This is a genomic window from Streptomyces sp. NBC_00691 (genome assembly GCF_036226665.1).
In the GTDB taxonomy this organism is placed as follows: Bacteria; Actinomycetota; Actinomycetes; order Streptomycetales; family Streptomycetaceae; genus Streptomyces.
Genome location: NZ_CP109007.1, coordinates 5829260 through 5854800 on the forward strand (window position 1 = coordinate 5829260; position 25541 = coordinate 5854800).

General features: G+C 72.9%; 21 protein-coding genes. 17 read left to right on the plus strand and 4 right to left on the minus strand.

The genetic code is table 11. The features are described from left to right. Window positions 1–9: 9 nt before the first annotated feature. The 8 genes from OG392_RS26510 (at window position 10) to OG392_RS26545 (ending at window position 10488) form a co-directional block, all read left to right on the plus strand. Window positions 10–1932 carry an acyl-CoA dehydrogenase family protein gene (locus OG392_RS26510; RefSeq protein WP_329283598.1) on the plus strand — a complete coding sequence of 641 codons (1923 nt, stop codon included), beginning with the start codon at window positions 10–12 and terminating at the stop codon, window positions 1930–1932. 69 nt (window positions 1933–2001) lie between these two features. Continuing rightward, on the plus strand, window positions 2002–3237 hold the full coding sequence (gene aroA / locus OG392_RS26515; protein ID WP_329283600.1) for a 3-phosphoshikimate 1-carboxyvinyltransferase: 1236 nt from the start codon (window positions 2002–2004) through the stop codon (window positions 3235–3237). 34 nt (window positions 3238–3271) lie between these two features. Then, on the plus strand, window positions 3272–4522 hold the full coding sequence (gene dxr / locus OG392_RS26520; RefSeq protein ID WP_329283602.1) for a 1-deoxy-D-xylulose-5-phosphate reductoisomerase: 1251 nt from the start codon (window positions 3272–3274) through the stop codon (window positions 4520–4522). Beyond that, window positions 4519–5826 (plus strand): M50 family metallopeptidase, encoded by a 1308-nt coding sequence (locus tag OG392_RS26525; RefSeq protein ID WP_329283604.1) that lies wholly within the window; start codon window positions 4519–4521, stop codon window positions 5824–5826. The genes dxr and OG392_RS26525 overlap by 4 nt, the downstream gene beginning before the upstream one ends. A gap of 103 nt (window positions 5827–5929) precedes the next feature. Continuing rightward, complete coding sequence (gene ispG, locus OG392_RS26530) at window positions 5930–7087, plus strand: flavodoxin-dependent (E)-4-hydroxy-3-methylbut-2-enyl-diphosphate synthase (protein WP_030322406.1); 1158 nt, start codon at window positions 5930–5932, stop codon at window positions 7085–7087. A gap of 211 nt (window positions 7088–7298) precedes the next feature. After that, complete coding sequence (locus OG392_RS26535; RefSeq protein WP_329283607.1) at window positions 7299–8144, plus strand: GNAT family N-acetyltransferase; 846 nt, start codon at window positions 7299–7301, stop codon at window positions 8142–8144. A 28-nt stretch (window positions 8145–8172) separates the two neighbouring features. Next, window positions 8173–8718, plus strand: coding sequence for a GNAT family N-acetyltransferase (locus OG392_RS26540; RefSeq protein ID WP_329283609.1), 546 nt, complete (start codon window positions 8173–8175; stop codon window positions 8716–8718). A gap of 69 nt (window positions 8719–8787) precedes the next feature. Then, window positions 8788–10488 (plus strand): proline--tRNA ligase, encoded by a 1701-nt coding sequence (locus tag OG392_RS26545; protein ID WP_329283611.1) that lies wholly within the window; start codon window positions 8788–8790, stop codon window positions 10486–10488. A 59-nt stretch (window positions 10489–10547) separates the two neighbouring features. Here the strand turns inward: OG392_RS26545 and OG392_RS26550 are convergent, their stop codons facing one another. From OG392_RS26550 to OG392_RS26565, 4 genes are read right to left on the minus strand one after another with little or no spacing between them, the layout of a single operon-like run. Continuing rightward, on the minus strand, window positions 10548–11573 hold the full coding sequence (locus OG392_RS26550) for a slipin family protein (protein WP_329283613.1): 1026 nt from the start codon (window positions 11571–11573) through the stop codon (window positions 10548–10550). A 45-nt stretch (window positions 11574–11618) separates the two neighbouring features. Then, window positions 11619–12518 (minus strand): aminoglycoside phosphotransferase family protein, encoded by a 900-nt coding sequence (locus tag OG392_RS26555; protein ID WP_329283616.1) that lies wholly within the window; start codon window positions 12516–12518, stop codon window positions 11619–11621. A 31-nt stretch (window positions 12519–12549) separates the two neighbouring features. Beyond that, the gene (locus tag OG392_RS26560; RefSeq protein WP_329283618.1) at window positions 12550–12966 is read right to left on the minus strand and encodes a ferritin-like domain-containing protein; all 417 of its coding nucleotides are present in this window, start codon (window positions 12964–12966) and stop codon (window positions 12550–12552) included. Beyond that, the gene (locus OG392_RS26565) at window positions 12963–13553 is read right to left on the minus strand and encodes a hypothetical protein (protein ID WP_329283620.1); all 591 of its coding nucleotides are present in this window, start codon (window positions 13551–13553) and stop codon (window positions 12963–12965) included. The genes OG392_RS26560 and OG392_RS26565 overlap by 4 nt, the downstream gene beginning before the upstream one ends. Before the next feature lie 178 nt (window positions 13554–13731). Between OG392_RS26565 and rimP the strand changes: the two genes are divergently transcribed. The 9 genes from rimP (at window position 13732) to OG392_RS26610 (ending at window position 25501) form a co-directional block, all read left to right on the plus strand. Then, window positions 13732–14238 carry a ribosome maturation factor RimP gene (rimP, locus tag OG392_RS26570; RefSeq protein WP_329283622.1) on the plus strand — a complete coding sequence of 169 codons (507 nt, stop codon included), beginning with the start codon at window positions 13732–13734 and terminating at the stop codon, window positions 14236–14238. A gap of 2 nt (window positions 14239–14240) precedes the next feature. Continuing rightward, window positions 14241–15236, plus strand: a complete 996-nt coding sequence (gene nusA / locus OG392_RS26575) for a transcription termination factor NusA (protein WP_073913073.1) — start codon at window positions 14241–14243, stop codon at window positions 15234–15236. A gap of 74 nt (window positions 15237–15310) precedes the next feature. After that, on the plus strand, window positions 15311–15592 hold the full coding sequence (locus tag OG392_RS26580; protein ID WP_329283625.1) for a YlxR family protein: 282 nt from the start codon (window positions 15311–15313) through the stop codon (window positions 15590–15592). Between the two features lie 146 nt (window positions 15593–15738). Further along, window positions 15739–18852 (plus strand): translation initiation factor IF-2, encoded by a 3114-nt coding sequence (gene infB / locus OG392_RS26585; protein WP_329283626.1) that lies wholly within the window; start codon window positions 15739–15741, stop codon window positions 18850–18852. A gap of 148 nt (window positions 18853–19000) precedes the next feature. After that, entirely contained in the window at window positions 19001–19294 is a 294-nt protein-coding gene (locus OG392_RS26590) for a DUF503 domain-containing protein (protein ID WP_015036543.1), read from the plus strand. A 31-nt stretch (window positions 19295–19325) separates the two neighbouring features. After that, complete coding sequence (gene rbfA / locus OG392_RS26595; RefSeq protein ID WP_329283631.1) at window positions 19326–19766, plus strand: 30S ribosome-binding factor RbfA; 441 nt, start codon at window positions 19326–19328, stop codon at window positions 19764–19766. Further along, on the plus strand, window positions 19763–20662 hold the full coding sequence (truB, locus tag OG392_RS26600) for a tRNA pseudouridine(55) synthase TruB (protein ID WP_329283633.1): 900 nt from the start codon (window positions 19763–19765) through the stop codon (window positions 20660–20662). The genes rbfA and truB overlap by 4 nt, the downstream gene beginning before the upstream one ends. A gap of 212 nt (window positions 20663–20874) precedes the next feature. Further along, window positions 20875–24501 carry a serine protease gene (locus tag OG392_RS26605; RefSeq protein WP_329283635.1) on the plus strand — a complete coding sequence of 1209 codons (3627 nt, stop codon included), beginning with the start codon at window positions 20875–20877 and terminating at the stop codon, window positions 24499–24501. 31 nt (window positions 24502–24532) lie between these two features. Next, window positions 24533–25501 (plus strand): bifunctional riboflavin kinase/FAD synthetase, encoded by a 969-nt coding sequence (locus tag OG392_RS26610; protein WP_329283637.1) that lies wholly within the window; start codon window positions 24533–24535, stop codon window positions 25499–25501. Window positions 25502–25541 lie beyond the last annotated feature (40 nt).

Sequence of the window (25541 nt, forward strand, 5' to 3'; positions counted from 1 at the left end):
GAGGTGTCCATGTCCGCCCCCACCCAGCGGCCCAAGGTCACCGCGCACGAGGCCCGGCAGACCGCCGAGGCCGCACGTGAGCGGGACTGGCACAAGCCCAGCTTCGCCAGGGAACTCTTCCTCGGCCGGTTCCGGCTCGACCTCGTCCATCCCCATCCGCTCCCCGCCGACGAGGACGCCCGGCGCGGAGAGGCCTTCCTGGCCGCCCTCCGCGCGTTCTGCGAGACCCGGATCGACGGCGCCCGCATCGAGCGCGAGGCCCGCATCCCCGACGAGACGCTCGCCGGACTCAAGGAACTCGGCGCGCTCGGGATGAAGATCGACGTGAAGTACGGCGGCCTCGGCCTCACCCAGCTGTACTACAACCGGGCCCTCGCGCTCGTCGGCTCCGCGAGCCCCGCGGTCGGCGCTCTGCTCTCCGCGCATCAGTCGATCGGCGTACCGCAGCCGCTGAAACTCTTCGGCACCCGGGAGCAGAAGGACGCCTTCCTGCCCCGGCTGGCCCGTACGGACATCTCCGCGTTCCTGCTGACCGAGCCGGACGTCGGCTCCGACCCGGCGCGGCTGGCCACCACGGCCGTACCCGACGGGGACACGTACGTCCTCGACGGCGTGAAGCTCTGGACCACCAACGGCGTCATCGCCGACCTGCTCGTCGTCATGGCCCGTGTGCCCGTCTCGGACGGGCATCCCGGCGGCATCACCGCCTTCGTCGTCGAGGCCGGCTCGCCCGGCATCACCGTCGAGCACCGCAACGCCTTCATGGGCCTGCGCGGCCTGGAGAACGGCGTCACCCGCTTCCACGGCGTCCGGGTCCCCGCCGAGAACCGCATCGGCCCCGAGGGCGCCGGCCTCAAGATCGCCCTCACCACCCTCAACACCGGCCGGCTCTCCCTGCCCGCCGCCTGCGCGGGCGCCGGGAAGTGGTGCCTGCGGATCGCCCGCGAGTGGGCGGGTGTCCGGGAGCAGTGGGGCGGGCCGGTCGGCAGGCACGAGGCCGTCGGCACCAAGATCTCCTTCATCGCGGCCACCACCTTCGCCCTGGAGGCGGTCGTCGACCTCGCCTCCCAGATGGCCGACGAGGACCGCAACGACATCCGGATCGAGGCCGCCCTCGCGAAGCTGTACGGCTCCGAGATGGCCTGGCTCATCGCCGACGAACTCGCCCAGATCCGCGGCGGCCGCGGCTACGAGACCGCCGACTCGCTCGCCGCCCGCGGCGAACGCGCCGTCCCCGCCGAGCAGGTCCTGCGCGATCTGCGGATCAACCGGATCTTCGAGGGCTCGACCGAGATCATGCACCTGCTGATCGCCCGCGAGGCCGTCGACGCCCACCTCTCCGTCGCCGGCGACCTCATTGACCCCGGGAAGTCGCTCGCCGACAAGGCGAAGGCCGGCGCGCGGGCGGGCGGCTTCTACGCCCGCTGGCTGCCGGGGCTCGTGACGGGGCCGGGGCAACTGCCGCGCTCGTACGCCGAGTTCGGCGAGCTGGCGACACATCTCCGATACGTCGAGCGGACCTCCCGCAAGCTCGCCCGCTCGACCTTCTACGCGATGTCCCGCTGGCAGGGCCGGATGGAACTCAAGCAGGCCTTCCTCGGCCGGATCGTCGACATCGGCGCGGAACTCTTCGCGATGAGCGCCGCGTGCGTACGGGCCGAACTGCTGCGCACCACCGGCGACCACGGCCGGGAGGCCCGGCAGCTCGCGGACGCCTTCTGCCGACAGGCCCGGCTGCGGATCGAGGAGCTGTTCGGACGGCTCTGGTCCAACACCGACGACATCGACCGGAAGGTCGCCGACGGCGTGCTCGCCGGCCGGTACACCTGGCTGGAGGAGGGCATCGTCGACCCGGGCGACGACGGCCCCTGGATCGCGGACGCCACCCCCGGCCCCTCGGCGCACGAGGACGTCCACCGCCGCGTCCCGTGACCGGCCCGCCCGCGTTCCGCCATGCGGAACGCGGGTCCACCCGGCGGGACGGAACGGCAGGATGACCCCGTGACCGTCATCCACATCCCCGGCTCCAAGTCCGTCACCGCCCGCGCGCTCTTCCTCGCCGCGGCGGCCGAGGGCACCACCTCCCTCCTGCGGCCCCTCGTCTCCGACGACACCGAGGGCTTCGCCGGGGGGCTGGCCGCCCTCGGGTACGCCGTCAGCCGGGAGAGCGACGCCTGGCACATCGAGGGCCGGCCCGCCGGGCCCGGCGTGGACTCCGCCGACGTCTACTGCCGTGACGGCGCCACCACCGCCCGCTTCCTGCCCACCCTCGCCGCCGCCGGCCACGGCACCTACCGCTTCGACGCCTCCGCCCAGATGCGGCGGCGTCCCCTGGGCCCGCTCAGCACCGCCCTGCGCGAGCTCGGCGTCGACCTGCGGCACGGCGGTCAGGACGGACACCACCCGCTCGACGTCCACGCGCACGGCGTGAAGGGCGGCGCGCTCACCCTGGACGCCGGGCAGTCCTCCCAGTACCTGACGGCCCTGCTCATGCTGGGCCCGCTCACCGCCGAGGGCCTCGACATCACCGTCACCGACCTGGTCTCGGAGCCGTACGTCGAGATCACCCTCGCGATGATGCGGAGCTTCGGCGCCGAGATCCGCCAGGAGGGACGCACCTACCGCGTCGCCCCCACCGGCTACCGCGCCCGGAGCTACGGCATCGAGCCCGACGCCTCCACCGCCAGCTACTTCTTCGCCGCCGCCGCCCTCGAACCCGGCCGTTCCGTCACCGTCCCCGGTCTCGGCACCGGCGCCCTCCAGGGCGACCTCGGCTTCGTCGACGTGCTGCGCCGCATGGGCGCCGACGTCGAGATCACGGCCACCGGCACCACCGTCCGCTCCACCGGCGCCCTGCGCGGCCTCACGGTCAACATGCGGGACATCTCCGACACCATGCCGACCCTCGCCGCGATCGCGCCCTTCGCCGACGGCCCGGTCCGCATCGAGGACGTGGCCAACACCCGGGTCAAGGAGTGCGACCGCCTCGACGCCTGCGCCGAGAACCTGCGCCGTCTCGGCATCACCGTCGAGACCGGCCCCGACTGGATCGAGATCCACCCCGGCACGCCCACCGGGCCCGTCGAGATCGCCACCCACGGCGACCACCGGATCGTCATGTCCTTCGCGGTCACCGCCCTGCGCACGCCCGGCATCACCTTCGACGACCCCGGCTGTGTGAAGAAGACGTTCCCCGACTTCCACCGGGTCTTCGACACGTTCGTCCACACCCCGTGAAGACCGCCCGGCGTTTGCGGCAAGAATGGGGGGCATGAGCGACCGCCCCTCTCCTCTCGCCGACCCCCATATCGCCTTCGACGTCTCCGAAGGACGCCGGGACATCGTCGTCCTCGGCTCGACCGGGTCCATCGGCACGCAGGCCATCGATCTGGTGCTGCGCAACCCCGACCGCTTCCGGGTCACCGCCCTGGCCGCCTCGGGCGGCCGGGTCGCGCTGCTCGCCGAGCAGGCGCACCGGCTGAAGGTCGCCGCGGTCGCCGTGGCCCGCGAGGACGTGGTGGAGGAGCTCCGTACGGCCCTCAAGGCGCTGTACGGCTCCGAGCCGCTGCCCGAGCTCCTCGCCGGCCCCGACGCGGCCACCCAGCTCGCCGCCTCGCCGTGCCACACCGTCCTCAACGGCATCACCGGCTCCATCGGCCTCGCGCCGACCCTGGCGGCCCTCGAAGCCGGCCGTACCCTCGCCCTGGCCAACAAGGAGTCGCTGATCGTCGGCGGTCCCCTGGTGAAGGCCCTCGCGAAGCCCGGTCAGATCATCCCTGTCGACTCCGAGCACGCGGCCCTCTTCCAGGCACTCGCCGCGGGCACCCGCGCCGACGTCCGCAAGCTGGTCGTCACCGCGTCCGGCGGCCCGTTCCGCGGCCGTACGCGCGCCCAGCTCGCCGGCGTCACCCGCGAGGACGCGCTCGCCCACCCGACCTGGGCCATGGGCCCGGTGATCACGGTGAACAGCGCCACCCTGGTCAACAAGGGCCTGGAGGTCATCGAGGCGCACCTCCTCTACGACATCCCCTTCGACCGCATCGAGGTCGTCGTCCACCCGCAGTCGTACGTGCACTCGATGGTCGAGTTCACCGACGGCTCCACACTGGCCCAGGCCACCCCGCCGGACATGGGCGGCCCGATCGCCATCGGCATCGGCTGGCCCGAGCGGGTCCCGGACGCGGCCCCCGCCTTCGACTGGACCAAGGCCTCCACCTGGGAGTTCTTCCCGCTCGACACCGAGGCGTTCCCGTCGGTCGGGCTGGCCCGGCACGTCGGCGAACTGGGCGGCACGGCCCCCGCCGTGTTCAACGCGGCCAACGAGGAGTGCGTCGAGGCGTTTCTCGCCGGACGGCTGCCGTTCAACGGCATCATGGATACGGTCACAGCGGTCGTCGCGGAGCACGGCGTTCCCGCCGCGGGAACCTCTCTCACCGTGCCGGACGTCCTCGAAGCGGAGACCTGGGCGCGCGCCCGGGCCCGAGAGCTCGCAGCGAAGGCAACAGCGGAGGCCCGCGCATGACCGAAATGCTCCTGTACATCGCGGGCCTCGTGCTGTTCGCCCTCGGCCTCCTCGTCTCCATCGCCTGGCACGAGCTGGGCCACCTCTCCACGGCCAAGCTCTTCGGCATCCGCGTACCGCAGTACATGGTCGGTTTCGGCCCCACGATCTGGTCGAGGAAGCGCGGCGAGACCGAGTACGGCATCAAGGCCATCCCGGCCGGCGGCTACATCCGCATGATCGGCATGTTCCCGCCGGGCGAGGACGGCAAGATCGAGGCCCGCTCCACCTCGCCCTGGCGCTCGATGATCGAGGACGCACGGGAGGCCTCGTACGAGGAGCTCGAGCCCGGCGACGAGACCCGGCTCTTCTACACGCGCAAGCCGTGGAAGCGCGTGATCGTGATGTTCGCCGGACCCTTCATGAACCTGGTCCTGGCGGTGGCGCTGTTCTTCGGCTCGATGATGACGCTGGGCGTCGAGGGCCAGACGACGGGCGTCGCCGCCGTCCAGAAGTGCGTCATCAAGCAGAGCGAGAAGCGCGAGAAGTGCGCGGCGGGCGACCCCGTCTCCCCGGCCTTCAAGGCGGGTCTGAAGGACGGCGACAAGATCGTCGCCTTCAACGGCACGCCGGTGAGCGACTGGGACACCCTGTCCGACCGGATCCGCGACACCATCGGTCCGGCGACGGTCACCGTCGAGCGGGCCGGGCAGCGCGTCGACCTGCACCCCGACCTCGTCTCCAACGAGGTGCCGAAGAAGGACGAGGACGGCAAGGTCGTCCAGCCGGTCGACTACGAACCCGCCGGATACCTCGGCTTCCAGTCCAGGACCGAGGTCGCGCCGCTCTCCTTCGGCGAGACCACCGACCGCATGGGCGACCTCCTGGAGAACGGCGTCCACTCGGTCATCGCCCTCCCGGGCAAGATCCCCGGTCTGTGGGACGCCACCTTCGGCGACGGCGAGCGCGCGGACGACTCGCCCGTCGGTGTCGTCGGCGCCGCCCGCATCACCGGTGAACTGATGACCGTCGAGGCCCCGCCGACGACGATCCTCGTGATGTTCATGAACCTGCTCGTCGGGTTCAACGTGTCGCTGTTCCTGTTCAACATGCTCCCGCTGCTGCCGCTCGACGGCGGCCACATCGCCGGAGCCCTGTGGGAGTCCGTACGCCGTCACACGGCCCGGATCTTCAAGCGCCCCGACCCGGGCCCCTTCGACGTGGCGAAGCTGATGCCCGCCGCGTACGTGGTGGCCGGTGTCTTCGTCTGTTTCACGCTGCTCGTCCTCGCCGCCGACCTCGTCAACCCGGTGAAGATCACGTAGCCCGCAGGGGGGCCGGACCCATCGGTGTCCGGCCCCCCGCCCCCGGGGCGGTAACCTCGGAGACCTGAGCCCGCCGACGCACAACCTTGAGGTTGCACAGAAGATGACCGCGATTTCTCTCGGTATCCCGACCGTCCCGACCCGGCTCGCCGAGCGGCGCAAGAGCCGCCAGATCCAGGTCGGCAGCGTGGCCGTCGGCGGTGACGCACCCGTCTCCGTGCAGTCGATGACCACGACCCGCACGTCCGACATCGGCGCCACGCTGCAGCAGATCGCCGAGCTGACGGCCTCCGGCTGCCAGATCGTGCGCGTCGCCTGCCCCACCCAGGACGACGCCGACGCCCTCGCGGTCATCGCGCGGAAGTCGCAGATCCCGGTGATCGCCGACATCCACTTCCAGCCGAAGTACGTCTTCGCGGCGATCGACGCCGGCTGCGCGGCCGTCCGCGTCAACCCCGGAAACATCAAGCAGTTCGACGACAAGGTCAAGGAGATCGCCAAGGCGGCCTCCGACGCCCGCACCCCGATCCGGATCGGCGTCAACGCCGGCTCGCTCGACGCGCGGCTGCTCAAGAAGTACGGCCGGGCCACCCCCGAGGCGCTCGTCGAGTCCGCCCTGTGGGAGGCGTCCCTCTTCGAGGAGCACGGCTTCCGCGACATCAAGATCTCGGTCAAGCACAACGACCCGGTGATCATGGTCGAGGCCTACCGCCAGCTCGCCGCCCAGTGCGACTACCCGCTGCACCTCGGCGTCACCGAGGCGGGCCCGGCCTTCCAGGGCACCATCAAGTCGGCCGTCGCCTTCGGAGCGCTGCTGTCCCAGGGCATCGGCGACACCATCCGCGTCTCCCTCTCCGCGCCGCCGGCCGAGGAGATCAAGGTCGGCATGCAGATCCTGGAGTCGCTGAACCTGCGCCAGCGCCGCCTCGAGATCGTCTCCTGCCCGTCCTGCGGCCGCGCCCAGGTCGACGTCTACAAGCTTGCGGAGGAGGTCACCGCCGGCCTCGACGGCATGACCGTCCCGCTGCGCGTCGCCGTCATGGGCTGCGTCGTCAACGGTCCCGGCGAGGCCCGCGAGGCCGACCTCGGCGTCGCCTCCGGCAACGGCAAGGGCCAGATCTTCGTGAAGGGCGAGGTCATCAAGACCGTCCCCGAGTCGAAGATCGTCGAGACGCTCATCGAAGAGGCGCTCAAGATCGCCGAGCAGATGGAGAAGGACGGCGTCGCCAGCGGCGAGCCGTCGGTCGCCGTCGCGGGCTGAGCCCTCCCGGCCCGCTCGGAGCGGCCCGCGCGGGTCCTCCTCGGAGCGGCCCGGCCGGCCCGCCCTCCGCGTGGCGGACCGAGCGCTTCCGGCTCCCTCGAAGCCCCTTCTCCCTCCCGGGAGGAGGGGCTTCTCGTGCGGGGAGGGCCCCGCCACAGGCGAGAGGGGTAAAGTGCGGAGACCACGTAGAACCGTACGGTGAGGCCCCTTCGTGCTGACACAACCCGCCACCCGGGTCCTCGAACCCGCCGACCTCGGCGCCGCACTCGCCGTTCTGGAGAGCGCCCCCGTCGAGAACGCCTTCGTGACCGCCCGCGTCCAGGTCGCCGGACTCGATCCCTGGCGACTCGGGGGCGAGATGTGGGGCTGGTACAGCGAGGGGCGGCTGAGGTCGCTCTGCTACTCCGGCGCCAACCTCGTGCCGCTCTGCGCGACGCCCGAGGCCGTGCGCGCCTTCGCCGACCGGGCGCGCAGGACCGGCCGCCGCTGTTCCTCGATCGTCGGGCCGGCCGGGCCCACCACCGAGCTGTGGCGGCTCCTGGAGCCCAGCTGGGGCCCCGCGAGGGACGTCCGCGCCCGGCAGCCGCTGATGGTCGCCGAGGAGCCCTCCGTGACCGTCACGCCCGATCCGCTCGTCCGTCGCGTCCGCAAGGACGAGATGGACGTGATCATGCCCGCGTGCGTGGCCATGTTCACCGAGGAGGTGGGCATCTCCCCGCTCGCCAACGACGGCGGACTGCTCTACCAGGCCCGGGTCGCCGAGCTGGTCGGCTCCGGCCGCTCCTTCGCCCGCATCGAGGACGGCAAGGTGGTCTTCAAGGCGGAGATCGGCGCCGCCACCCGCCAGGCCTGCCAGATCCAGGGCGTCTGGGTCGCCCCCGAGCACCGCGGCAAGGGCCTCTCCGAGTCGGGCATGGCCGCCGTCCTCCAGTACGCCCTCGCGGACATCGCGCCCGTCGTCAGCCTGTACGTGAACGACTACAACACCCCCGCGAGGGCCTCGTACCGCCGTGTCGGCTTCCAGGAGACCGGTGCCTTCATGAGCGTGCTGTTCTGAGGCCCCGGCCGCTTGTAGGGTGCGCCGCATGGACGACGCAGAGATCATGATCGGGCCGGTCAATCTCGCCGCCCGGGTGGACGAGGCACTCGCCGTGCAGGCGGTCGCCTTCGGCCTGGACGCGGACGAGGTCGCCGTACGCCGCCACATCGTGCTGCGCCACCTGCTGAACCCCGGCGCCCGCGCCTACGGGGCCACCACCGCCGGGGGCGAGCTCGTCGGGTTCGTGTACGGGATGCCCAACGACCGGGGCCACTGGTGGTCCACCGTCGTCGAGTCGTATCTGCGCGCCACCGGCACCGTCGACTGGCTCGACGACTCCTTCGTGATCACCGAGCTCCATGTCCACCCCGCCCACCAGGGGCACGGCCTGGGCCGCGCCCTGATCACCACCATCACCGACGAGGCCGCCGAACCGCGCTCGATCCTCTCCGCGATCGACACCGACAGCCCGGCCCGCGGTCTCTACCGCTCCCTCGGCTACCAGGACCTCGCCCGTCAGGTGCACTTCCCGAGCGCGGTCCGCCCGTACGCGGTCATGGGCGCGCCCCTGCCGCTCGGGCGCCGGAACTGATTTCACCGACCCGGGGAGGCCCGGCTAATCTCGGGGCCATCATCCTTACCCGGCAGGAGTACGAGAACCATGGCCAACGCACCGGTCCAGCGCATGTCCCAGTTGATGGCGAAGACGCTGCGCGACGACCCGGCCGACGCCGAGGTCCTCAGCCACAAGCTCCTCGTCCGCGCCGGCTACGTGCGCCGCACCGCCGCCGGCATCTGGAGCTGGCTGCCCCTCGGCAAGAAGGTCCTCACCAACATCGAGCGCATCGTCCGCGAGGAGATGGACGCCATCGGCGCCCAGGAGGTCACCCTCCCCGCGCTGCTGCCGCGTGAGCCGTACGAGGCGACGGGCCGCTGGGACGAGTACGGCGCCGAGCTCTTCCGCCTCCAGGACCGCAAGGGCGGCGACTACCTCCTCGGCCCGACGCACGAGGAGATCTTCACGCTCCTGGTCAAGGACCAGTGCTCCTCGTACAAGGACCTGCCGGTCATCCTGTACCAGATCCAGAACAAGTTCCGTGACGAGGCCCGCCCCCGCGCCGGCATCCTGCGCGGCCGCGAGTTCCTCATGAAGGACTCGTACTCCTTCGACACGGAGGACGAGGGCCTGGCCCAGTCCTACGCGCTGCACCGCCAGGCCTACCAGCGCGTCTTCGAGCGCCTCGGCCTCGACTACCGCATCGTCGCGGCCACCGCCGGCGCGATGGGCGGCTCGAAGTCCGAGGAGTTCCTGGCCCCGGCCGAGGCCGGCGAGGACACCTTCGCCGACTGCCCGAACTGCGACTTCGCGGCGAACACCGAGGCGATCTCGTACGCGCTCGAGCCCGTCGACGGTTCGGCCGTCGCGGCCGCCGAGGAGATCCCCACCCCGGACACCCCGACGATCGAGACCCTGGCCGCCTCCCTCGGCGTCCCGGCCTCCGCCACGCTCAAGAACCTCCTGGTCAAGGTCGACGGCGAGATCGTCGCCGTGGGCGTCCCCGGCGACCGCGAGGTCGACATGGGCAAGGTCGAGGAGCACTTCGCGCCGGCCACCGTCGAGATGGTCACCGAGACCGACTTCGCCGCGCGCGCCGACCTCGTACGGGGCTACGTCGGCCCGCAGGGCCTGGAGAAGGTCACGTACATCGCCGACCCGCGCGTGGCGCCCGGCACCGCGTGGATCACGGGCGCCAACAAGGACGGCATGCACGCGAAGAACGTCGTCGCGGGCCGTGACTTCGAGGTCGAGGAGTACGTCGACGTCGTCGTCGTGCAGGAGGGCGACCCGTGCCCCACGTGCGGCACCGGCCTCAAGCTGGACCGCGCCATCGAGATCGGCCACATCTTCCAGCTGGGCCGCAAGTACGCCGACGCCCTCAAGCTCGACGTCCTCGGGCAGCACGGCAAGCCGGTCCGCGTGACCATGGGCTCGTACGGCATCGGCGTCTCGCGCGCCGTCGCCGCGCTGGCGGAGCAGACGGCCGACGAGAAGGGCCTGTGCTGGCCGGCCGAGGTCGCCCCGGCCGACGTCCACGTCGTCGCCGCCGGCAAGGCGCTCCAGACGGAGCTCGCCCTCGAGGTCTCCGACAAGCTGTCCGCCGCGGGCCTCCGGGTCCTGGTCGACGACCGCGCGGGTGTCTCGCCCGGCGTCAAGTTCACCGACGCGGAGCTGATGGGCGTCCCGAAGATCCTGGTCGCCGGCCGCCGTTCGGCGGAGGGCGTCGTGGAGCTGAAGGACCGTCGCACGGGCGACCGCGAGGAACTGACCGTCGACGAGGCGCTCGCCCGTCTGACGGCGTAACAGGACCCCGGAACGGGGTGCGGGGCCGTGACGACGGCCCCGCACCCCGTTCGTCGTTCTCAGGCGGCTCCCTCGTCCGTCGGCGCGGGTTCGACCGACGCGCCCGTCAGGTCCCCCACCGGCTCCACGCCCTCCGCGGCGTCCGCCGCGCCCTTCAGGTAGGCGGCGCTGACCGGCGACTCCGCGGTGGTCGCCCGCCCGGACTCCGCGGTGGTCGCCCGCCCGGCCGAAGGCGCGGGCTCAGGCGCGGCCGGTGCCGGTGCCGACGTGGCCGCCGAGGCCGGGATCGACGTCGGGGCCGCGGCCGTTTCCGGCGCCGACGCGGACTGCGTCGCCCGTTCCAGGAACCTCAGCAGCTCCACCGGGAACGGCAGCACCAGCGTCGAGTTCTTCTCGGCCGCCACCGCCACCACCGTCTGCAGCAGCCGCAGCTGGAGCGCCGCCGGCTGCTCGGACATCACCTCGGCCGCCTCCGCCAGCTTCTTCGAGGCCTGGAGCTCCGCGTCCGCGTTGATCACCCGCGCCCGGCGTTCCCGGTCGGCCTCCGCCTGCCGGGCCATCGAGCGCTTCATCGTCTCCGGCAGGGAGACGTCCTTGATCTCGACCCGGTCGATCTGCACGCCCCAGCCGATCGCGGGGGAGTCCAGCATCAGCTCCAGGCCCTGGTTGAGCTTCTCCCGGTTCGACAGCAGGTCGTCGAGATCGCTCTTGCCGATGATGGACCGCAGGGACGTCTGCGCCATCTGCGAGACCGCGAACTTGTAGTCCTCGACCCGGATCAGCGCCTCCGCCGCGTCGACCACCTTGAAGTAGACGACGGCGTCGACCCGTACGGTCACGTTGTCCCGCGTGATGCCCTCCTGCGCGGGCACGGGCATCGTGACGATCTGCATGTTCACCTTGTGGAGGCGGTCCACGCCCGGAACGATCATCGTGAAGCCGGGCGCGCGCACGTCATCGCGCAGCCGTCCGAATCGGAAGACGACCCCTCGCTCGTACTGCTTCACGACGCGGGCGGCCGCGCCCGCGTACACGGCGACCGCCGCGGCCGCGCCTGCCACCGCCACCAACAGCTCTTCGATCATCACGGCCCCCTGGATTGAGCCGAACGGTACAAAAAGGGTATTCCCCTACAGCCAGCTCGCGAACTCCAGGAGCAGCTCGGCATCCTGCCGGCGCCCCGCCGCCAGCGCCCGCGTGCCCGACTCCACCGCCCGGAACAGCGTCCAGCCGCGCAGCCGCTCCCGGTCCACGTCCAGGGAGTCGGCCAGTCTGTTGACCCGCCGCCGGGCCGCGGAGGCGCCCGAGGACGCGGCCACCAGATCCTCGACGCGGTCCCGTACGAGCCGGGCGAGGTCGTACGCCCGCTCGCCGACCAGCGGCTCGGGTCCCACGGCCAGCCAGGGCGCCCGGTCACCGCCGAGCACCTTGCCCTGCCGGAAGTTCCCGTGCAGCAGCAGCGTCTCCGAGGCGCCGGTCACCAGCTCCTCGCGGGCCGCGAGCGCCGCCGTCGTCAGCTCGGCGGTCGCCGCGTCGGCGCGGTGGGGCTCCATCGCCGCCGCCTGCCGGGCGGTCCGCCCGGCCACCGTCTCGAAGCCGTGCTCCGCCGCCGGCTCGACCCACAGCTTGCGTACGGTCCCGGCCGCCTCCAGGAGCGCCTTCGCCTCCGGGAGCGAGCGCAGGGAGACCTCGGGGTGCAGTCGTTCGAGGACGAGCGCGTCCTCCGCGGCCTCGGCCAGGAGCTGGACCGCGCCCCAGCCGTTCCAGTGCGCGAGCGCGTCCCGCTCCAGGTCGGGCCGGGCGAACGAGGGCGCGATCTTGAGCGCGGCGGGGGAGCCGTCGGACCGCCGGACGAGCACGACCAGGCTGCTGCGTCCGCCGGGCGCCATCACCCGTTCGCTCTCCAGGGAGGCGCGGTCGAGCACCTGACCGGCCCGCTCGGGCAGTGCCTCGAGCCACTCGGCCGCCACGGCGTCCCCGTACGTCTCACCGAGCGTCCTGATCAGTCGCTGCGGCGGTTCGAAACCCATGCGTACGTTGTTCCTTCGGTCGGGGCGGGGCTCACACCCGCTCGGCGAGCCCAGGAAAGGTTACGTCGCTGCCGCGCCAGCGGACCGCGCGTACCGCCGCCTCCCGCAGCGCGGCGGCCGCCTCGTGGCGTCGGGGGCCCTCGGCGGCCCGGACGAGGTCGGAGTAGACCCCGGCCACCCGGTCCTCCAGGACGGCCGCGAGCCGGACGGCTCCGGCCGGGTCCGCGACCCGGAAGGGCAGCTCGTACGCGGCCTCCGCCACCACCGGTGTCCCGCCGAGGTCGCGCACGCTCCGGCGCAGGGCGTCCCGGCGGGCCCGGTGCGCCTCGTACGCGGCGGTGGCCTCGGCCCGCCGTTCCGTACCGATCCGGCCGCCGACGACTCCGTACCCGTACACGGCCGCGTGTTCGGCGGCCAGCGCGGCCTGGGTCGCGTCGAGGGCGCTCATGCCCGGGCTCCTTCGGTCAGCAGATAGGCGTGGGCGGCGCCGGCGGCGGCCACGGAGGCCAGCAGCCGGGCGTACTCGGGCGGGGCGGTGACCAGGGCGGCGGTGTGGGCGTCGGAGGCCGTGCGTGCGGCCGCCGCGAGCTCCTTCAACGCCGTCCGGGGGTCGGCCGCGACGGTGACGGGGACGGGAGGCGAAGCCGGCCGGGCGGAGGCGCCGGCGGAGGCAGTGGCAGTGGCGGTGGCGGTCGGGGAGGCGGTCGGCGGGGCCGTCGCCGGGCGCACCGTCGTACCGCCCTCGCCGAGCGCCCGGGCGTGGGCGGTCACGGAGCGTCGCAGCGGGGTCAGCCGGGGCGCGAGGGCCGGATGGGCGGCGAGGACGGCGTCGTAACGTTCCAGCAGGACCCTGGAGGCGGTCACGGAGCGTAGCCGCAGCGCGGCCTCGGCGCGTGCCACCCGTTCGGCCTCCACCTCGGCCGCGCCGGGCTTCCGGGTCCCCGGATCCTCGGAGGCGGTGCAGCCCGAGAGCGCCGCCGCGGCGGCGGCCGAGACCCCCGCCGCCAGGAGCGCGCGCCTGCCCGTCGTCGTCACTCTCTCTCCCTCGGCCGTGGTACGTCGTCGAAGATCGTCGGGATCACCGCAGGCGAGCGTACCCGCGGGCCCCGGGGCGATGGACGGCAACACCCTCCGGGACCGGATACCCTTTGGTCTGACACGCGAGAAGACGCGACGAACCCACAACAGCACACGCGGCCGAGGAGTCACCCGGATGAGCACCACCCAGAGCGACAGGCTGCGCGAACTCGTGGAGCCGCTCGTCCAGGCGAGGGGCCTGGATCTCGAGGAGATCGAGGTGTCGCGGGCCGGCCGCCGTGGATTGCTGAGGATCGTCGTCGATTCCGACGAGGGCGTGGAACTGGACGCCTGTGCCGAGCTGAGCCGCGCGATCTCCGAGAAGCTCGACGAGACCGACGCGATGGGCGAGGGCGAGTACGTCCTCGAAGTCAGCTCCCCCGGCGCCGACCGCCCGCTGACCGAGCACCGCCACTACGTGCGGGCCGTCGGCCGCCTCGCCAAGCTCCAGCTGACCACCGAAGGCGCCGCCGAGGAACTCGTCGCGCGGATCCTGGCCGTGGACGAGGACGGCCTCGACCTCGAAGTGCCGGGCGTGAAGGGGCGCAAGCCCACCGCCCGCCGGGTCGCGTTCGCCGACGTCGTCAAGGCGCGTGTCGAGATCGAGTTCAACCGCAAGGACAAGAAGGAAGAGGAGGCGTAGCCGTGGACATCGACGTGAAGCTGCTCAAGGGCTTGGCGCATGAGAAGGAGATCTCCTTCGACCTGCTGGTCGAGGCGATCGAGTCGGCCCTCCTCATCGCCTACCACCGCACCCCCGACGCCCGCCGCCACGCGCGTGTGGAGCTGGACCGGCTCACCGGTCACGTGACGGTGTGGGCGAAGGAAGACCCCTCCGACCTGGAGGAGGGTCAGGAGCCCAAGGACTTCGACGACACCCCGTCGGACTTCGGCCGGATCGCGGCGAGCACCGCCCGCCAGGTGATCCAGCAGCGTCTGCGGGACGCCGAGAACGACGTGACGTTCGGCGAGTACGCGCGCCGCGAGGGCGATGTCGTCGCCGGTGTCGTGCAGCAGGGCAAGGACCCGAAGAACGTCCTGGTCCGGCTGGACGACAAGCTGGAGGCCATTCTTCCGGTGCAGGAGCAGGTGCCGGGCGAGGACTACACGCACGGTCTGCGCCTGCGGACCTACGTCGTCCGGGTGGCGAAGGGTGTCCGCGGTCCGTCCGTCACCCTTTCGCGCACCCACCCCAATCTGGTGAAGAAGCTCTTCGCCCTGGAGGTGCCGGAGATCGCCGACGGCTCGGTCGAGATCGCGGCCATCGCCCGTGAGGCCGGCCACCGCACCAAGATCGCCGTCCGTTCCACCCGTTCGGGCCTGAACCCCAAGGGTGCCTGCATCGGCCCGATGGGCAGCCGCGTCCGCAACGTGATGGCGGAGCTGCTCGGCGAGAAGATCGACATCGTCGACTGGTCGGACGACCCGGCCGAGATGGTGGCGAACGCGCTCTCCCCGGCGCGGGTGTCCCGGGTCGAGGTCGTCGACATGGCGGCCCGGTCCGCGCGCGTGACGGTGCCGGACTACCAGCTGTCGCTGGCGATCGGCAAGGAGGGCCAGAACGCCCGCCTCGCCGCGCGCCTCACCGGCTGGCGGATCGACATCCGTCCCGACACCGAGCCGAGCGGTCCCGAGGACTGAGACCGTTTTTGGCCAACAACTGTTCGATTCTTGCCCCAAACAGGTGAGGTCGGTACGGGGAGGTAGACTTAATCGTGTCTGGCCGGACGCATGCCCGCGCGTGCCCTGAGCGAACCTGTGTGGGATGCCGGGTGCGAGCGGCCAAGAGCGATCTGCTGCGGATCGTGGTGAACAAGGACGAGTGCGTTCCTGATCATCGCGGTACGCTGCCCGGCCGGGGTGCGTACCTGCACCCCGCCGTGGCTTGTCTCGACCTGGCGGTCCGCCGCCGAGCGTTCCCGAGGGCCTTCAAGGTCCAGGGCCCGCTCGAAACAGCGGAACTACGTCACCACGTCGAACGGCCGGCACCGCAGTGAAGAAGTACGGCACGGAACACCGTGCGGTCAGGTACCTCGCGAGTTGGAAGTAGGTCGAGATTGCGATGAGCACTCGATGAGTACGCGATGAGTACGCCCATGAAGTAGCGACGGTCCGGCGGTAACCCGGACCTCAAAGGAGCGAAGTGGCTAAGGTCCGGGTATACGAACTCGCCAAGGAGTTCGGCGTAGAGAGCAAGGTCGTCATGGCCAAGCTCCAAGAACTCGGTGAATTCGTCCGTTCGGCGTCCTCGACTATCGAGGCGCCGGTCGTGCGCAAGTTGACTGACGCTTTGCAGGGTCCCGGCGGCAACGCCGGCAAGACCGCTGCCAAGCCCGGCGCGCCTCGCAAGGCCGCCCCCTCGCCCGCGGCGCCGTCCCCGGCCGCCGCGGCACGTCCCGCTGCCCCCAAGCCCGGCGCCCCGGCCCCCAAGCCGGCCCCCGCCGCGCCTGCGGCGCCGGCCCCGGTCACTCCGGCGGCCGCGCCCGCGAGCAGCACCCCCTCTACGGCTCCGGCCGCCTCGGGCCCCCGCCCGGGCCCGAAGCCCGCGCCCAAGCCGGTCACGCCGGCTCCGGCCGCGCCCGAGTTCACCGCGCCGCCGGCGGCTCCCGCCGCCGCTCAGCGTCCCGGTGGCGCCGCCCAGGGACCCCGTCCCGCCGGCGAGCGCTCCGAGCGTCCGGCCCGTCCGGGTCAGGGCGCACCGCGTCCGCAGGGCCAGGGTGCCCCGCGTCCGCAGGGCCAGGGTGCTCCCCGTCCGGGCGGTGCCCGTCCGGCCGGTCCGCGTCCGGGCAACAACCCCTTCACCTCGGGTGGCTCCACCGGCATGGCGCGTCCGCAGACGCCCCGTCCCGGTGGCGGTGCTCCCCGTCCCGGTGGCCCCGGCGGCGCTCCCGGCGCCCCGCGTCCGCAGGGTGGCCCCGGCGGCGCCCCGCGTCCGCAGGGTCAGGGCGGCGGCGCTCGTCCCACCCCCGGTGGCATGCCTCGTCCGCAGGCTCCCCGTCCGGGCGGCGCGCCCGGCGGTAACCGTCCCAACCCGGGCATGATGCCGCAGCGTCCCGCTGCCGGCCCGCGTCCCGGTCCCGGCGGCGGTGGCCGTGGTCCCGGTGGCCCCGGCGGCCGTCCGGGTGGTCCCGGCGGTGGCGGCGGCGGTCGTCCCGGCTTCGCCGGTCGTCCGGCCGGTCCCGGCGGTGGCGGCGGCGGCTTCGCCGGTCGTCCCGGTGGTCCCGGTGGCGGCGGCGGTCGTCCGGGTGGTCCCGGCGGCGGTGGCGGCGGCTTCGGCGGTCGTCCCGGTGGCTTCGGTGGCCGTCCCGGCGGTCCGGGTGGCCGTGGTGGCACGCAGGGCGCCTTCGGTCGTCCCGGCGGTCCCGCGCGTCGCGGTCGCAAGTCGAAGCGTCAGAGGCGCCAGGAGTACGAGGCCATGCAGGCCCCGTCCGTGGGCGGCGTGATGCTGCCTCGCGGCCACGGCGAGACCATTCGCCTGTCGCGCGGTGCCTCCCTCACCGACTTCGCCGAGAAGATCGGCGCCAACCCGGCGTCGCTCGTCGCGGTGATGATGAACCTCGGTGAGATGGTCACGGCCACGCAGTCCGTCTCCGACGACACGCTGACGATGCTCGGCGAGGAGATGAACTACACCGTTCAGATCGTCTCGCCGGAGGAGGAGGACCGCGAGCTCCTCGAGTCCTTCGACATCGAGTTCGGCGAGGACGAGGGCGGCGAAGAGGCTCTGGTCTCCCGTCCGCCGGTCGTCACCGTCATGGGTCACGTCGACCACGGTAAGACCCGACTTCTCGACGCGATCCGCAAGACGAACGTCGTCGCGGGCGAGGCCGGTGGCATCACCCAGCACATCGGTGCCTACCAGGTGGGTACCGAGGTCAACGGCGAAGAGCGTCGCATCACCTTCATCGACACCCCGGGTCACGAGGCGTTCACCGCCATGCGTGCCCGTGGTGCGAAGTCGACCGACATCGCGATCCTCGTGGTCGCGGCCAACGACGGCGTCATGCCGCAGACGATCGAGGCGCTCAACCACGCCAAGGCCGCCGGCGTCCCGATCGTCGTCGCGGTCAACAAGATCGACGTCGAGGGTGCTGACCCGACCAAGGTCCGCGGTCAGCTGACCGAGTTCGGTCTGGTGGCCGAGGAGTACGGCGGCGACACGATGTTCGTCGACATCTCCGCCAAGCAGGGTCTGCACATCGACTCCCTGCTGGAGGCCGTCGTCCTCACCGCCGACGCCTCGCTCGACCTTCGGGCCAACCCGAACCAGGACGCGCAGGGTATTGCGATCGAGTCCCACCTCGACCGCGGTCGCGGTGCCGTCTCGACCGTCCTGGTCCAGCGCGGAACGCTGCGCATCGGCGACACCGTGGTGGTCGGCGACGCGTACGGCCGCGTCCGGGCGATGCTCGACGACAAGGGCAACAACGTCGAGGAGGCGACCCCGTCGACTCCCGTCCTGGTCCTGGGTCTCACCAACGTCCCGGGTGCCGGCGACAACCTCCTGGTTGTCGACGAGGACCGTACGGCCCGTCAGATCGCCGAGAAGCGCGCTGCGCGTGAGCGCAACGCCGCCTTCGCCAAGCGCGTCCGCCGGGTGTCCCTCGAGGACCTCGACAAGGTGCTCAAGGCCGGTCTCGTCCAGGAACTCAACCTCATCATCAAGGGCGACGCGTCCGGTGCGGTCGAGGCCCTGGAGGCTTCGCTGCTCCAGCTCGACGTCGGCGAAGAGGTCGACATCCGTGTCCTGCACCGCGGTGTGGGTGCGGTCACCGAGTCGGACATCGACCTGGCCATGGGCTCCGACGCCATCGTCATCGGCTACAACGTCCGTGCGGCCGGCCGTGCCGCGCAGATGGCGGAGCGCGAGGGCGTCGACGTCCGGTACTACTCGGTCATCTACCAGGCGATCGAGGAGATCGAGGCGGCGCTCAAGGGCCTCCTCAAGCCGGAGTACGAAGAGGTCGAGCTCGGTACGGCGGAGATCCGCGAGGTCTTCCGCTCGTCCAAGCTGGGCAACATCGCCGGTGTCCTCATCCGCTCCGGCGAGGTCAAGCGCAACACCAAGGCGCGCCTCGTCCGCGACGGCAAGGTCATCGCCGAGGACCTCACGATCCACGGTCTGCGCCGCTTCAAGGACGACGTCACCGAGATCCGCGAAGGCTTCGAGGGCGGTATCAACCTCGGAAACTTCAACGACATCAAGATCGACGACGTCATCGCGACGTACGAGATGCGCGAGAAGCCGCGCGCCTGATCGCGTCCGATCGCAGCAGTGAGCCGGGGCCGGTCGGCGGAAACTATTCCGTCGATCGGCCCCGGCCGTTGCGTGTACGGTTTCGGATGTCCCCGCCGAGTGGTCGGCGGGCACACCGAACCCGAACCGGCGGGACATCCGGACATACATGTACGTGGGGACACTGTCCTTCGATCTGCTCCTCGGCGACGTTCGTTCGTTGAAGGAGAAACGCTCCGTCGTCAAGCCGATCGTCGCCGAGCTCCAGCGGAAATTCGCGGTGAGCGTGGCGGAGGTCAGCGCCCAGAACCTCCATCGACGGGCCGAGATCGGCGTCGCGATGGTGTCGGGGGACACGGGACACCTCAGCGACGTACTGGACCGGTGCGAGCGGCTCGTCGCCGCCCGTCCCGAGGTGGAGCTGCTGTCGGTGCGCCGCAGGCTCCACACTGATGAAGACTGATGTTGAGCAAGGCAAAGAAGGAGAAGGACCAGTGGCCGACAACGCGCGGGCGAAGAAGCTGGCAGACCTCATCCGGGAGGTGGTCGCCGAGAAGCTGCAGCGCGGCATCAAGGACCCCCGCCTGGGCACGCACGTGACCATCACGGACACCCGCGTCACCGGCGACCTGCGGGAGGCCACGGTCTTCTACACGGTCTACGGCGACGAGGAGGAGCGCGCGAGCGCCGCCGCGGGCCTGGAGAGCGCCAAGGGCATCCTCCGTTCGGCCGTGGGCCGCGCGGCGGGGACCAAGTTCACCCCGACCCTGGCCTTCGTGGCCGACGCCCTCCCGGAGAACGCCAAGACCATCGAGGACCTCCTCGACCGGGCGCGGGCCTCGGACGAGCAGGTGCGGGAGGCGTCCTCGGGCGCCGCCTTCGCCGGCGACGCCGACCCCTACAAGAAGCCGGGCGAGGACGAAGCCGCCGAATGAGCAACGCAGCAAAGACGCCCGACGGCCTTGTCATCGTCGACAAGCCGTCGGGCTTCACCTCGCACGACGTCGTGGCCAAGATGCGCGGGATCGCCAAGACCCGCCGGGTCGGCCACGCCGGCACGCTCGACCCGATGGCCACCGGCGTCCTCGTCCTCGGTGTGGAGCGGGCGACCAAGCTCCTCGGTCACCTCGCGCTGACCGAGAAGGAGTACCTGGGCACCATCCGCCTGGGCCAGACGACGGTCACCGACGACGCCGAGGGCGAGATCACGGCCTCCGTCGACGCCTCCGAGGTGACCCGCGAGGGCATCGACGCGGGCGTCGCCGAGCTGACCGGCGCCATCATGCAGGTGCCGTCCAAGGTCTCCGCGATCAAGATCGACGGCAAGCGGTCGTACGCGCGCGTGCGCGGCGGCGAGGAGTTCGAGATCCCGGCACGCCCGGTCACCGTCTCCTCCTTCCAGGTGTACGACGTCCGTGAGGCGACCGCCGAGGACGGCACCCCCGTCGTCGACCTGGTCGTCTCCGTGGTCTGCTCCTCCGGTACGTACATCCGGGCGCTCGCCCGGGACCTGGGCGCGGGCCTCGGCGTGGGCGGGCACCTGACCGCGCTGCGCCGCACCCGGGTCGGGCCGTACAAGCTGGACGCGGCGAAGACGCTCGACCAGCTCCAGGAGGACCTCACGGTCATGCCGGTGGCCGACGCCGCCTCGGCGGCGTTCCCCCGGTGGGACGTCGACGAGAAGCGGGCCAAGCTGCTGCTCAACGGCGTCCGCCTGGAGATGCCGGAGTACCCGGCGGGTCCGGTCGCGGTCTTCGGGCCCGAGGGGACCCTGCTGGCGCTCGTGGAGGACCAGCGGGGCAAGGCCAGGAGCCTCGCCGTCTTCGGCTGATCCGAGCGCTCCGGAGATCATCCTCCGTTTCGTGGTGGGGCGGGCACGCGCGCGTGCCCGCCCCACTCGTCTCCCCCCGCGAGAGCCTGTCCCGGGGAACGCCGAAGAATCACCCGATCAGGGAGGCGCTCGGAGTGAAGGGGGGAGTGCCAGGGGGCGCGTTCCCCTGTCGTGGTCCGCCGTGTGATCACCGGCGACCTACCGTCGACCCCATGGGACGCGGGGACCTGGCGACGCTGGTGCGGATCTGCGATCTGGCGGGCCGGCCTCGCGGCACCGGTTTTCTCGCCGACCACCACGGAACGGTCGTCACCAGTCACGAAGCCGTCGACGGGCTCAGCCGTGTCGTCCTGCACGCCCCCGGCGACCGGACCTGGCTCGCCGAGGCCGAAGCCGTCACCCCGCTGCCGGAGCGCGGCCTCGCGCTCGTACGGACCGAAGGCCTCGACGTCCGGCCGCTGCCGCTCGCGACCCGCACCGAGATCGAACCCGGCACCTACGTACGGATCGCCGCCCACGGCTGGCGCGAGGCTCGTGTACTCGGCCCCGTGGGCGTCACGTACACCGCCGCCGACCGGTTCCACGCGGTCGCCGACGCCCTCGAACTGGCCATCGGCACCGAGGGCGCCGAAGCCCTCCGGCTCGGCGGGCAGGCCGCCGGCGGCCCCGTCCTCGACACCACCACCGGCACCGTCCTCGCCGTCCTCGGCACCGCCCTGCACGGCGACCGCCCCGCCGCCGGATACGCGGTGCGCCTGCGCCCCGACGGCCCCCTCACCGCCCTCCTCCGGCGCAACGCGGCCACCGTCCCCGCCTACGGTCCCGACCTCAACCTCGCCGGCATCCTGGAACTCACCGCCACCTCCACCGGCCCCGTACGGGACCCCGGCCCCTGGCCCGAGCCCGTCGAACGCCCCGAGTGCGTCCGGGAGTTCGCGCGCTTCACGGCGGGCGAGGCGCCGGTCCTCGGCCTCGTCGGCGCCCCCGGCACCGGTCGCACCACAGCCCTCGCCGCCCTCTGCGCCCGCCGTGCCCGGGGCGTCGCGCCCGCCCCCACCGTCCGGCTGCGCGGCGCCGACCTGCGCGCCGGGGACCGCTCGCTCGCCGAGGCCGTCGGCCGCGCCCTCCAGCAGGCCAGCCGGATCGTCGCCGCCTCCGGGGCGCTCGGCGACACCACCACCGCCACGCCCGAACGGGCCGCGGCCCTCGCCCATGAGGCGGGCCGCCCGCTCCTCGTCGTCCTCGACGGTCCCGAGGAGATGCCGCCGCACCTCGCCCACCGGCTCGCCGACTGGACGACCGCCACCGAGGAGTGGCTCCGCGCCCACCACGCCCACCTCGTCACCGCCTGCCGCCCCGAGCACTGGGAACGCGCGGGCGCCCTCTACCGCCCCGGCGCGCTGCACCGGCCGACGCCGGGCCCCCGGGACGGGGCGCCCGGCGGACCGCCCGCCGCCCTCGTCCTCGGTTCCTACTCCGCGGCCGAGGCCCAGGCCGTACGCGAGGGGTACGGGCTGAGGGAGGCGGACCTCGCCGAGGCCGACGCCCGCCATCCGCTGGCCCTGCGGCTGCTCGCCGAGGTGCGGGCGGCGTTGCCGCCGGACGTCCCCGGCCGGCCGGGGCGCGAGGAGATCTTCACCGCGTACCTCGACCTGATGTGCCTGCGGATCGCCGTCCGGATCGCCGCGGGCTCCCGGCCCCTGCCGCCGGGGACCGCCGTACGCCGCCTCGCCGCCCGTGTCACCGGTCAGGTCCACGAGGCGGCCCGTCGCTGTCTGGGGCCCGGGCACGGCGTCCTCGACCGGGCCTCCTTCGAGGAGCTCTTCCCCTGGCGGGAGGGCTGGGCCTCGGCGGTCCTCACCGAAGGCCTCCTCGTCCCTGCGGGCTCCGGGTACCGCTTCGCCCACGAGGAACTCGCGGACTGGGTGCAGGCGTCCCACCTGGACCTGGACGGCGCCCTGGAGGCGCTGCTCTCGCTGGGGCCCGGCTCGCTCGCCGGTGCCGAGACCGGGACGGGTGCCGAGACCGGGGCGGGTCCGCAGGACGCGACCCGACCCGCCGACTCCGCCGCCCCTCCCGCGCCGCCCTCCGTCCCCCGGCAGCGGACCCCCGACGACGCGCCCCCGCCGGTCCCGCGTCACCGCATCGGCCCCGTCCTCCAGGCACTCCTGCTGCTCCACCGGGAGCGCGGCCCGGCCGCCCTCGCTCCCCGGCTCGCCGTACTCGCCGAGACCCTCGGGCGGTACGCCGACGGTGAGGGCGGAGCCTCCGGCGACGGGCCGTGGTGGGCCGCCCGGCTGTTCGGCGAGAGCGTGCGGAGGCTGCCGGATCCCCGGCCGTACCTGCCCGTGCTGCGACTGCTCGCCGACCGGATCGGGGCGGTCGGCGCGCCGAACGAGGCGGGCTCCGCGCCGCACGACCGGCCGGGCGCCGGCCGGACCGGCGCCCGCGTCGGACGACACGCGGTGTTCGCCGCGTTCGGGCCCGGCTTCTGGCTGGGGCTGCCGCTCGGGGAGGACGAGCGGATCGACCTGCTGCGCCGGACCGTCCCCGCCGACCCGGCGCCGGCCGACGACCCCGGCGGCGAGCGGTCCCTCGCCGCCGTCGCCGGGCTGCTCGCCGCCGACCCCCGGGGCGTGCAGCCGCTGCTCTGCCGCTGGTTCGGCGACGACCGCACCCTCCCCGCCGCCCCCGGCGCGACCGTCGCCACCGCCGCCCAGGCCCTGCTGCACACCCATCGGGGGCTCGCCGTCGACGATCTGTGCGAGGCACTCGTCGCCACCGCCCACCCGATGGCCGACGGCCTCCTCGCCGCCCTCGCCGAGGACGAGCCCTCCGCCGTCTGCCGTGCCGTGGACCGATGGGCCCACGACGACGGGCGCCCGGAGCGGCGCGTCGCGGCCGCCACGTACGGCCATCTGGCCGCCGGCCACGCCACCCGGCCCCCCGACCGGGAACTCCTCCGCTTCGCCGCCCTGGCCCTGCTCGCCCGCCCCGGCGACCAGGCCCTCCACGGCGCCGCCCTCGGCCTGCTCATCCGGGACCCGGAGAGCCGCGACCGCCACCTGCCGCGCGCCCTCGCCGAGCCCCGGGTGCCCGCGAGCGCCCTCGCCGAGGCCCTCGCGGCCGACCCCGGACCGGTCCTCGCCGCCTTCGGAGCCCGGCTGGACGGCATCGGCGAGGCCCCCGCCGCCGCCCTGCGGGCGCTCGCCGACGTCGACACGCCCGCGCTCGCCCGCAGGGTCGCCTCCCTCGTCCGCGGATACGTCGCCCGCCACCCGGAGGGCGCCGGACACGTGGCCGCCTTCGTCGACCGGCGCTTCGAGTACGGCCCGGCCGCCCGAGCCGTCCTCTTCCCCCTGGTCTCCGGCCTGATCCGGGGCCGCCCCGCCCGGGTCCGCCGCGCCCTGGCCCCGGTGCTCGCCGCGCCCGGCACCGGAGCCTCCCGCCATCTGCGGGCCGAACTCCTCGACGTCCTCCTGGAGCACGAGCGGTACGAGGCCGAGACGGGGGAGTTCACCGTCCTGGACGCCCTCCTGGAGGCCGCCGCGGAGGGCGCGGAGCGGCGCAGCGAGCCGCGCACCCGGGCCCTCACCCACCGCGTCGGCGGCCTGTGGGCCCGGACCCCCGACGGCGCGCGGCTGCTCGACCCGGCCCTCGCGGGACACGTCGGCGCGTGGCCCGCGTTCGCCACGCTGCTCGCCCGCTGGACGGTCGGCGACCCCGCCGAGTGGGCTCCGCTGCTCGGTCCGGAGACCCTCCGGGCCCTGCGGACGCACGGCACTTCCATGCCGATGCGAACCGACGGCCGTGGGCATGGCAGTCTTAGACCTGCGTAATCGGCGAACAGGCGGACGAGGAGCGGTCACAGTGCAGCGCTGGCGTGGCTTGGAGGACATCCCCCAGGACTGGGGGCGCAGCGTCGTCACCATCGGCTCCTACGACGGTGTGCACCGCGGGCACCAGCTGATCATCGGGCGGGCCGTCGAGCGCGCCCGGGAACTCGGCGTCCCCTCCGTGGTGGTCACCTTCGACCCCCACCCCTCCGAGGTCGTGCGGCCCGGCAGTCACCCGCCGCTGCTCGCCCCGCACCACCGGCGTGCCGAGCTGGTGTCCGGCCTGGGCGTGGACGCGGTGCTCGTGCTGCCGTTCACCGCCGAGTTCTCCCAGCTGTCCCCGGCCGACTTCATCGTCAAGGTGCTCGTCGACAAGCTGCACGCGAAGGCCGTCATCGAGGGCCCCAACTTCCGCTTCGGACACCGGGCCGCCGGCAACGTCGCCTTCCTCTCCGAGCTCGGCGCCACCTACGACTACGAGGTCGAGGTCATCGACCTGTACGTCAGCGGTACGGCGGGCGGCGGCGACCCCTTCTCCTCCACCCTCACCCGCCGGCTGGTCGCCGAGGGCGACATGGCCGGGGCCGGCGAGATCCTCGGCCGTCCGCACCGGGTCGAGGGCATCGTCGTCCGCGGCGCGCAGCGCGGCCGCGAGCTCGGCTTCCCGACGGCCAACGTCGAGACGCTGCCGCACACCGCCATCCCGGCCGACGGCGTCTACGCCGGCTGGCTGACGGCCGACGGGGAGCGGATGCCGGCGGCCATCTCGGTCGGCACGAACCCGCAGTTCGACGGCACGGAGCGGACGGTGGAGGCGTACGCGATCGACCGCGAGGGCCTCGACCTGTACGGGCTGCACGTCGCGGTGGACTTCCTCGCGTACGTCCGCGGGATGCTCAAGTTCGACACCCTGGACGACCTGCTCGAAGCGATGGCCGGCGACGTGAAGCGCTGCCGGGAGCTGACGGAGGCGTACGACCTGGAGCACCCCCAGGCCGGCTAGGCCGGCCCTTCCGGACCGTGCCCGACCGGCGAGACCCGGA

Bases quoted from the DNA above. Each gene is read 5' to 3' on its own strand.
- dxr (WP_329283602.1), top strand. From the start codon at position 3,272: ATGAGCGACCGCCCCTCTCCTCTCGCCGACCCCCATATCGCCTTCGAC.
- OG392_RS26540 (WP_329283609.1), top strand. From the start codon at position 8,173: ATGGACGACGCAGAGATCATGATCGGGCCGGTCAATCTCGCCGCCCGG.
- OG392_RS26550 (WP_329283613.1), bottom strand. From the start codon at position 11,573: ATGATCGAAGAGCTGTTGGTGGCGGTGGCAGGCGCGGCCGCGGCGGTC.
- rimP (WP_329283622.1), top strand. From the start codon at position 13,732: ATGAGCACCACCCAGAGCGACAGGCTGCGCGAACTCGTGGAGCCGCTC.
- OG392_RS26545 (WP_329283611.1), top strand. From the start codon at position 8,788: ATGGCCAACGCACCGGTCCAGCGCATGTCCCAGTTGATGGCGAAGACG.
- OG392_RS26590 (WP_015036543.1), top strand. From the start codon at position 19,001: ATGTACGTGGGGACACTGTCCTTCGATCTGCTCCTCGGCGACGTTCGT.
- OG392_RS26605 (WP_329283635.1), top strand. From the start codon at position 20,875: ATGGGACGCGGGGACCTGGCGACGCTGGTGCGGATCTGCGATCTGGCG.
- ispG (WP_030322406.1), top strand. From the start codon at position 5,930: ATGACCGCGATTTCTCTCGGTATCCCGACCGTCCCGACCCGGCTCGCC.
- OG392_RS26560 (WP_329283618.1), bottom strand. From the start codon at position 12,966: ATGAGCGCCCTCGACGCGACCCAGGCCGCGCTGGCCGCCGAACACGCG.
- truB (WP_329283633.1), top strand. From the start codon at position 19,763: ATGAGCAACGCAGCAAAGACGCCCGACGGCCTTGTCATCGTCGACAAG.
- OG392_RS26510 (WP_329283598.1), top strand. From the start codon at position 10: ATGTCCGCCCCCACCCAGCGGCCCAAGGTCACCGCGCACGAGGCCCGG.
- OG392_RS26525 (WP_329283604.1), top strand. From the start codon at position 4,519: ATGACCGAAATGCTCCTGTACATCGCGGGCCTCGTGCTGTTCGCCCTC.
- OG392_RS26555 (WP_329283616.1), bottom strand. From the start codon at position 12,518: ATGGGTTTCGAACCGCCGCAGCGACTGATCAGGACGCTCGGTGAGACG.